Source organism: Nocardiopsis sp. NPDC006832, from assembly GCF_040635885.1.
GTDB lineage: Bacteria > Actinomycetota > Actinomycetes > Streptosporangiales > Streptosporangiaceae > Nocardiopsis.
On record NZ_JBEYLC010000118.1, the window covers coordinates 1 to 7,984 of the forward strand.

The 7,984-nt window shown below is 69.3% G+C and carries 7 protein-coding genes; 5 read left to right on the forward strand and 2 right to left on the reverse strand.

The window, feature by feature from the left end; translation table 11 throughout:
- The coding region (locus ABZ717_RS28165) for a DUF222 domain-containing protein (protein WP_358516162.1) at nt 1–816 on the forward strand (816 nt) is incomplete at its 5' end.
- 975 nt (nt 817–1,791) lie between these two features.
- Here ABZ717_RS28165 and ABZ717_RS28170 read toward each other — a convergent pair.
- Nucleotides 1,792–2,298 carry a MarR family transcriptional regulator gene (locus ABZ717_RS28170; RefSeq protein WP_358516165.1) on the reverse strand — a complete coding sequence of 169 codons (507 nt, stop codon included), beginning with the start codon at nt 2,296–2,298 and terminating at the stop codon, nt 1,792–1,794.
- A gap of 102 nt (nt 2,299–2,400) precedes the next feature.
- Here ABZ717_RS28170 and ABZ717_RS28175 point away from each other — a divergent pair, with 102 nt between their 5' ends.
- From ABZ717_RS28175 to ABZ717_RS28190, 4 genes are all read left to right on the forward strand, one after another.
- A complete protein-coding gene (locus tag ABZ717_RS28175; RefSeq protein WP_358516168.1) occupies nt 2,401–3,795 on the forward strand; it encodes an MFS transporter in 1,395 nt (464 codons plus the stop codon).
- Between the two features lie 98 nt (nt 3,796–3,893).
- The gene (gene glpD / locus ABZ717_RS28180) at nt 3,894–5,627 is read left to right on the forward strand and encodes a glycerol-3-phosphate dehydrogenase (RefSeq protein ID WP_358516170.1); all 1,734 of its coding nucleotides are present in this window, start codon (nt 3,894–3,896) and stop codon (nt 5,625–5,627) included.
- 76 nt (nt 5,628–5,703) lie between these two features.
- Entirely contained in the window at nt 5,704–6,384 is a 681-nt protein-coding gene (locus ABZ717_RS28185; protein WP_358516172.1) for a response regulator transcription factor, read from the forward strand.
- Between the two features lie 9 nt (nt 6,385–6,393).
- Nucleotides 6,394–7,806 carry a HAMP domain-containing sensor histidine kinase gene (locus ABZ717_RS28190; RefSeq protein ID WP_358516175.1) on the forward strand — a complete coding sequence of 471 codons (1,413 nt, stop codon included), beginning with the start codon at nt 6,394–6,396 and terminating at the stop codon, nt 7,804–7,806.
- Between the two features lie 7 nt (nt 7,807–7,813).
- Here ABZ717_RS28190 and ABZ717_RS28195 read toward each other — a convergent pair whose 3' ends face one another.
- Nucleotides 7,814–7,975 carry a TAXI family TRAP transporter solute-binding subunit gene (locus ABZ717_RS28195; protein WP_358516178.1) on the reverse strand — a complete coding sequence of 54 codons (162 nt, stop codon included), beginning with the start codon at nt 7,973–7,975 and terminating at the stop codon, nt 7,814–7,816.
- Between the last annotated feature and the right edge of the window lie 9 nt (nt 7,976–7,984).

Below are 7,984 nucleotides of genomic sequence, written 5' to 3' on the forward strand. Positions count from 1 at the left end.
GTGCGCCAGTTGCGGGACGCGGCGAAATGGTTCGTCGCCCGCCTGGACCCGGATAAGGCCGACCGGGACTATGACGAAACGTTCGAGAACCGGGGCGCGCAGTTCTCGCCCACGTTCGAGTCCGGGTTTTTGTTGCGGATGTGGGGTCCGGGGGCCGATAACGAGCTCATCCAGGCCGCTCTGGAGGCTTACACCGAGCCGTATGGGCCGGATAACACGGCGATGCCGAAGCATCAGCGCACTTATGACGCGATGATGCGGATCTTCGAGACAGCTCTGACCCACCGGGGTTGCTCCAGCCTGAGCCGCCAACCGTTGGCCACGTTGAACATCACCGTGCCCCTGAAGCGCTTCCTGGGTGATGGGTCGGCTGAGCCCGCCACCACCGAGGATGGGGTGGTGTTGCCCGATCAGATGGTGGCCCGTCTGACCCCCGACAGTTGGTTGCGCCGGTTCGTGACCGACGAACAGGGCCGGACCCTGTTGGATGTGGGGCGTAAGCAGCGGTGCGCTCCGGATCCGGTGCGCCAGGCGGCGGGGTTCAAGAAGCCCTACTGCGAGTGGCACGAGGGTTGTGATGTGCCGCGTAGTTGGTCGCAGTACGACCACATCGTCCCCTTCTCCCACGGCGGGGCCACCAGCGCCGAGAACATGCAGGTGTTGTGCTCGACCCATAACCGGCTTAAGCACCGGTTGCAGGCCAAGGTGAATCGGCAGATCTGGGAGCACCACCACGCCCAGAACCGCCAGGAAGCGGGAAAGGAAGCCGGGTCGGGGGATGGGGAGGGGGAGCCGGCCCCAGCCACTGTCCTCTAACCACCACCATCCGCTTCCACGACCATGCGTTTCCGCCAGGTGGAACACCACCCCGCCGCGACCACCCCGAGATCACCCCCGGTTGGGTGTCAGAACCCAAGGGCCCTGTGTCCTGTGGGGATATCGGTATGTCCCCGCCGCGAACCCCCTACCCGGAGTCATATCCCGGGGCCGGAGCGGCTCCCGTTGGGGGTCTCGGCGCCACTGCCACCCCTGGTACCGGCCCACCGGCACCATCAACCCCGTGTTGTCTCTCCATCATGATGATCTTGTCCGTAGCGCCATGTTGGGCGCCGAACATGGCGCTACGAGCAAGATCATCGCCAAAGGGGCGCCGGTGCCGGCCACCGCGGGGACGCGGCTCGCCACCCGTCCCACCTGTAGCGGGCCCTTCGTGACCGGGCCCGTCACGTAGTGGCGACGCGGCCCACGAGGACACCAGAGAGAGGGGAAGGCATCCGGCCGGCCACGGCCGGACCGGGCGAAGCCCGGGGCCGTTGGGACCTCAACCACTCTCCCCCCTTCCCCGATAGCCGCCAAACCGCCGCCCGTGCCGTACGGGTCAAGGCCACCCACCACGCTGATGCGCAACTCAACATCGCCTTGACGCGTGCGGTGCGGGCGGCAACAATCACGCGGCGGGGAAGGAGGGAGAACCCACCCCCACCCCGCCCAACCACCCCAAAAAGCCAGAAACCCGAGGCGCCCCACCAACCACCCACACAACGCCCAACAACCCCAAGACTCCCGACCCCAGGCGCCTCACCATCAACCTCTGGGCAGCACAAAACCGGCGGAACCAGAAGCTCCCCCAATATCAAGAAGACATCACCCACCCCATCGACCGCCACCCCACCACCACTTACCTGTGGATAACCCCCGGAGCCCACGTCCACCCACACCCAAACCAACACGCCCCATGTCCCGCGCCCCCACCCCCACCCCCACCCCCACCCCTACCCACCCCCACCGAGGTCAGGTGCCGGGGCTCTCGTGAACGGGGCTTTTCTCGCGGGCCAAAGGGCTGCTGGGGGCGAGCCGGGTGAGCAAGGTGCGGCTGATGTCCAGGAGTTGGTCGCGCTGTTCGGGGGTGAGCAGGTCCAGGAGGTTCTCGCGCATGCTCGCCACGTGCGGGCCGCCGGCGCGGTGGAGGACTTCGCGGCCCTGGTCGGTGAGGACGGCGAACCAGCTGCGGCGGTCGGTCTCGCAATGCCGGCGTTCCACGAAGCCGGCCTCGGTGAGCTTGCGGACGGCGTGGGTGATCCGGCTGGGTTTGGTGTGGGTGAGTTCGGCCAGCTCGCTCATGCGCAGGGACCCGTGCTCGTTCTTGGAGAGCAGGACCAGCAGTTCGTAGTAGGTCAGGGGTAGGTCGACCTCCTGTTGGACGTCGCGTTCCACGCGCTGGTCCAGCAGGCGGAACGCCAGGGTGACGGCGTCCCAGGTGCGTTCCTCGGTGGCGCTGACGTGGCAGTGGTCGCTCATGGCCAAATATTACCACGCTGGATTATTGCGTACTGAAATACTTTGGAGTTACTGTCATGCTGAATCTTTCAGTGCTGGAGTAACTTTGATGAGGGAACCCCGATGACCTACACGGCACCGGCCAGTGCCCGCCGGCCACGTTTGTTGCCGGCCCTGTTCGTGCTGGCCATGGCCCACTTCACCCTGTCCGTGGACTTCAACGTCGTCTACATCGCCTTACCCGAGATCGGCCGGGAACTGGGGCTGGACGCCGGCGGCCTGCAGTGGGTCGTCTCCGCCTTCGCCCTGGGCTACGGGGGCTTCCTGCTTTTGGGTGGTCGGGCCGTCGACCGGCTCGGTGCGCGCAGGATGCTGGTCCTCGGTGCCGCCTTGATGGCCGGAGCCTCGGTGGTCGGCGCCCTGGTCGGCGTCCTCACCTGGCCCCCGACGGTACTCATCGGCGCCCGAGCCGCGCAGGGATTCGGAGCCGCCCTGATCTTTCCCGCCACCCTGGCCTTGGTGAACACGGCCTTCGACGCGGGCCCCGCGCGAAACCGTGCGCTCGCGGTCTGGGGCAGCGCCGGGGCCTTCGGTGCCTTGGCCGGGGGAGCACTCGGCGGTGTCCTCACCAGTCTGCTCGGGTGGGCCTCGGTCTTCTGGGCGCTGGTCCCGCTCGCCCTGGTCGTGGCCATCGCCGCACCGCGGGTGCTGCCCACCGACCCCCGGAGCGAGGGCCTGGCCGGTTTCGACCTGCCCGGCTCGGCCCTGGCCACCGGTGGTGCGCTCCTCCTGGTGTTCGGGATCTCCCGGATCCAGGAGGACGTTCGGACGGGCGTCGGCGTGATCGTGCTGGGGGCGGTGACGCTGGGGCTCTTCCTCCTGGTGGAGCGCGGGGGCGCCGACCCGTTGCTGCCGCTCGGCCTGCTTCGTGTGCGTTCCCTGTGGGTGAGCGCGGTGCTGGTCTTCGTGCTCATGGGTGTGATCGGCGCACTGCACTTCGTCTACACCACGCACGTCCAGGACGGTCTGGGGTTGGGGCCGTTGGCCGCGGGGCTGGGCTTCCTGCCCCAAGGGGTGGTGGCCATGCTCGGCTCCGCCTTCCTGTTGCCCCGGCTGCTCGGCCGTTGGGGTTCGCGGCGGATCTTGTTCGTCGGCGTGCTCGGTGTCGCGGTGACCTCGGTCGTCTTCGCCTGGGCGGTCTCCGGTGACCACTACTGGATGGTTCTGCCCGCGGTGCTGCTGCTCGGGCTCACGGCGGGCACCGTGTATCCGGCGGTGTTCGCGGTGGCGGGTGAGGAGGTCGACGCTGCCCGCCAGGGAGTGGCCTCGGCTACGGTGTCCACGGCGCAGCAACTCGGCGGAGCGGTCGGACTCGCGGCGCTGGTAGCGGTCGCGGGCACCGGGGGTGGACTCACCGCGGCCTCGCTGACGGGGGGAGCGGCCTTGACCGTCGTGGCGTTCCTGGCACTGGCGATCCGTGTGGCGCCGCGAGCGGGGCGGGCCACGCGGTTAACCTGAGGCCCCACCGGTCGGTCGCCACACCGATCGGGCCGATGGACGGGGCTTTGGGCGGGTATGCGCCTGGGAGGAAGACCCATCGATACGGAGGACGACCAATGGCGACCACCTGGCTGGGACCGGAGAGCCGCACCGCGGCGCTGGCATCCATGGCGGACGAGGAGCTCGACGTCCTCGTTGTCGGAGGTGGGATCGTGGGGGCGGGTATCGCCCTGGACGCGGTCTCACGCGGACTCTCCACGGGGCTGATCGAGGCGCGCGACTACGCCTCGGGTACCTCCAGCAGATCCAGCAAACTCATCCACGGCGGCCTGCGTTACCTGGAACAACTCGACTTCGAGCTGGTCCGTGAAGCGCTCCATGAACGCGGTCTGTTGCTCACCACCATCGCGCCGCACCTGGTGCGTCCGGTACCGTTCCTGTTCCCGTTCCAGCATCACTGGGAGCGGTTCTACATCGGCGCGGGCGTCACCCTTTACGACGCGCTCGCGATGAGCTCCCGCAACAACCGGGGACTGCCCTCGCACCGACACCTGACCAGGTCCGGCGCGATGAAGGTGTTCCCGGCGCTCAAGCGCAGCTCCCTGGCCGGCGCGATCCAGTACTGGGACTGTCAGGTCGACGACGCCCGTTTCGTCACCACGGTCCTGCGCACGGCGGCGGGACTGGGCGCGCGGATCGCCTCCCGGGTACAGGCGGTCGAGTTCCTCCGTGAGGGCGAACACGTGGTCGGGGCGATGGCCGCCGACCTGGAGAGCGGCGAGAAGGTCCGGATCCGCGCCCGGCAGGTGGTCAACGCCGCGGGTGTGTGGACCGACGACATCCAGGAGATGGTCGGAGGCCGTGGCCAGGTCCACGTCAGCGCCTCCAAGGGTGTGCACCTGGTGGTACCGCGGGACCGTATCCAGGCCTCGTCCGGGATGATCCTGCAGACCGAGAAGAGCGTGCTGTTCGTGATCCCGTGGGGCCGCCACTGGATCATCGGCACCACCGACACCCCGTGGGACCTGGACAAGGAGAACCCCGCGGCCAGCCGCGCCGACATCGACTACGTCCTGGACCACGTCAACCAGGTGCTGCGCACGCCGCTGAGTCGGGACGACGTCGAGGGCGTCTACGCGGGTCTGCGGCCGTTGCTGTCGGGGGAGTCCGACGAGACCTCCAAGCTGTCCCGAGAGCACACCGTCGCCCACCCGGTGCCGGGTCTGGTGCTCATCGCGGGCGGCAAGTACACCACCTACCGGGTCATGGCCAAGGACGCGGTGGACGCGGTAGCGCATGGACTGGGCGGGGCCGTTCCGAACTCGGTCACCGACAAGCTGCCCCTGGTGGGCGCGGACGGGTACGCGGCCCTGTACAACCAGCGTCACCGTCTGGCCCGGGACTCCGGGCTCCACGTCTCACGGGTCACACACCTGCTGCGTCGGTTCGGCTCCCAGGTCCACGATCTCCTCGACCTGATCAAGGAGCGCCGTGACCTGGCCCGTCCGTTGGCGGGTTCCGATGACTACCTGAGGGCGGAGGTCGTCTACGCGGTGCACGCGGAGGGAGCCCGTCACCTTGAGGACGTCCTGACCCGTCGTACCCGCATCTCCTTCGAGACCTGGGACCGGGGCATCGCCGCCGCGGAGGAGGCGGCAGAGCTGATGGCCGAACCCCTGGGGTGGGCCAAGGAGCAGGTGGAACGCGAGGTGGAGTTCTACCGCAAGGGCATCGAGGCCGAGCGGGTGGCCCAGGAACAGGACACCGACCAGGAGGCGGACGCGGTCCAGCTCGGCGCCCCGGAGATCGTTCCGGACGTGCACATCGCTCGGCCCGGAGGCCGTTCCTGACGGGGGTCGCACGGGGCGGTTAGGGTGCGTACCACCGCGTTGTTACGCACACCCCCTCCGCGAAGGACCCTCGGTCATGATCAAGGTGCTGCTCGTCGAGGACGACGTCCGGCTCGCCGACGCGCTCGCCGGGGCGCTTGAGACGAACGGCTACGAGGTCGTGCAGGTTCGTACCGCCGGGGACGCGCTCGCCGCGTCCCCGGCGGACGTCGTCCTGTTGGACCTCGGCCTCCCGGACATGGACGGCATCGACCTGTGTCGTGCGCTCCGTGAGCGTCAGGACTTCGGGGACACCGCCATCATCATGGTCACCGCGCGGGGACGACAACGCGAACGCGTCCTCGGGCTGCGTTCGGGCGCCGACGACTACGTGGTCAAACCCCTGGCCATCGAGGAACTGTGCGCCCGGATGGAAGCGGTGCTGCGTCGCACCGGCACACGTTCGGGCACCGTGCTGGAGGCGGGCCCCGTCCGGGTGGACACCGGTACCCGAGTCGTCACCTGCGAGGGTCGTCCGGTGGAGCTCACCCGCAAGGAGTTCGACCTGCTCGTGGTGCTGGTGCGCGAGGCCGGCGGGGTGGTCCCGCGCGAGCACCTGCTGTTGCGGGTGTGGCAGACCTCCTGGCCCGGCACGCTGCGCACCCTGGAGGTGCACATCGGCACCCTGCGCGCCAAGTTGGAGGCGCCTCGGCTCATCCAGACCGTCCGCGGGGTGGGTTACCGGATGGCGGTCGGTTCCCCCGTCTCCCGGGTCTGAGGATCCGGGATGCGCAGACGTTTGGTGACGGTGTACGTCACCCTGCTGGTGGCGGCCTGCCTGGCGTTGGCGGTGCCGCTGTGCGTCAGCATCGCCGCACGCGGCACCTCGGACATGATGCTGGACCGGATCAACGACACCGCCCGATTCGCGGGGTTGGCCGAGCCCAGCGTCCTCACCGGTAACGAGGGCACCCTCTCCGCCGAACTCGCCGCCTACGAGGAGGTCTACGGGATCATGGCGTTGGTGGTGGATCGGGACGGCGAGGTGGTGGTCTCCTCTCGACCGGGGTTGACCCTGGCCGACCTGGACCCGAACGGCTGGCCGGAGGGCGGGGAAGCGATATCCGGCCCGGTGCGCACGGCCCTGGCCGGCAACCGGATGGGCGCCGACAGCGTGGTCTGGCCCTGGCAGGAGGGTCCGCTCATCGTCGCCGAACCCATCGGCCGTTCCGGTGAGGTCGTGGGTGCCGCCGTCACCTTCTCGCCCACCGAGTCCCTGCGCCGCGCCACCACCGTTCAGTGGGGGGTGGCGTGGCTGGTGGCCACCGCGTTGATGCTGGTCGGCATCACGGCGGCCGGTCCGCTCACCCGGTGGATCCTGCGTCCCATCGACGACCTCGACGAGGCCACCCGCGCGGTGAGCGGCGGCAGCCTGGACACCCGGGTGCGCACAGCCGCCGGGCCGGATGAGCTGCGCCGCCTGGGCGAGTCGTTCAACCAGATGGCCGACACCATCACCTCCATGCTGGAGAGCCAGCGCACCTTCGTCGCCTACGCCGGCCACCAGGTGCGCAACCCCCTGGCCGCGCTGCGGCTTCGGGTGGACGGTTTGTCCCGTCATCTGGGCCAAGAGGGCGCGCAGGACCACCGTCTGGCGCTGGACGAGGTCGACCGACTCACCCGTATCTGCGACGGCCTGCTCACCCTGGCCCGGGCCGAGGACGCCGAGCACTCGATGGTGTGGGAGGACGCGCGGGAGGTCGCGGAGGACCGGGTGGCGGCGTGGCTCCCCATCGCCGATCGCGCCGGCGCGGAGCTGACCTGCGAGGGCGCCTCCGACGTGTCGGTGCCGTGTGCGGAGGGCACTCTCGACCAGGCCCTGGACGTGCTCATCGACAACGCGTTGAAGTTCGGTGGTGCGGAGGTCCGGATCGTCGTTCACGTGGACGAACCCGTTCGGTACGAGGAGGGCGGCGGCCACCTGGACATGCGTGTGGTGGACGACGGGCCGGGGCTCCCCGCCGAAGAGCTCGAACGCGCCACCGAACCCTTCTGGCGGGACGGCGGGGGCGCCGGCGGCGGTTCCGGGCTCGGGCTGTCCATCGTGGTCACCCTGCTGGAACTCCAGGGCGCGGAACTCACCCTGCGGCCCGCCCACCCGAACGGCATCGACGCGCGGATCCGCCTACCGCTGCCCTAGCGGCGACTCAGGGGACCGATGGGCGTTCGTCGTGCGCGTACTTGACCGACCGGTAGTAGGCGGTGGCACCCGGGTGCAGGGGCACCGGCAGTGTGGCGATGGCCGATCGCGGGTGCAGGTGAAGGGCGACCGGGTGGATCTCCACCAGTGCGTTCCGCGACTCGAACAGGAGCCGGGT

What these genes read in the sequence shown, in the direction of transcription:
- ABZ717_RS28175 (WP_358516168.1), top strand. Translation starts at nt 2,401, where the DNA reads ATGACCTACACGGCACCGGCCAGTGCCCGCCGGCCACGTTTGTTGCCG.
- ABZ717_RS28190 (WP_358516175.1), top strand. Translation starts at nt 6,394, where the DNA reads ATGCGCAGACGTTTGGTGACGGTGTACGTCACCCTGCTGGTGGCGGCC.
- ABZ717_RS28170 (WP_358516165.1), bottom strand. Translation starts at nt 2,298, where the DNA reads ATGAGCGACCACTGCCACGTCAGCGCCACCGAGGAACGCACCTGGGAC.
- ABZ717_RS28185 (WP_358516172.1), top strand. Translation starts at nt 5,704, where the DNA reads ATGATCAAGGTGCTGCTCGTCGAGGACGACGTCCGGCTCGCCGACGCG.
- glpD (WP_358516170.1), top strand. Translation starts at nt 3,894, where the DNA reads ATGGCGACCACCTGGCTGGGACCGGAGAGCCGCACCGCGGCGCTGGCA.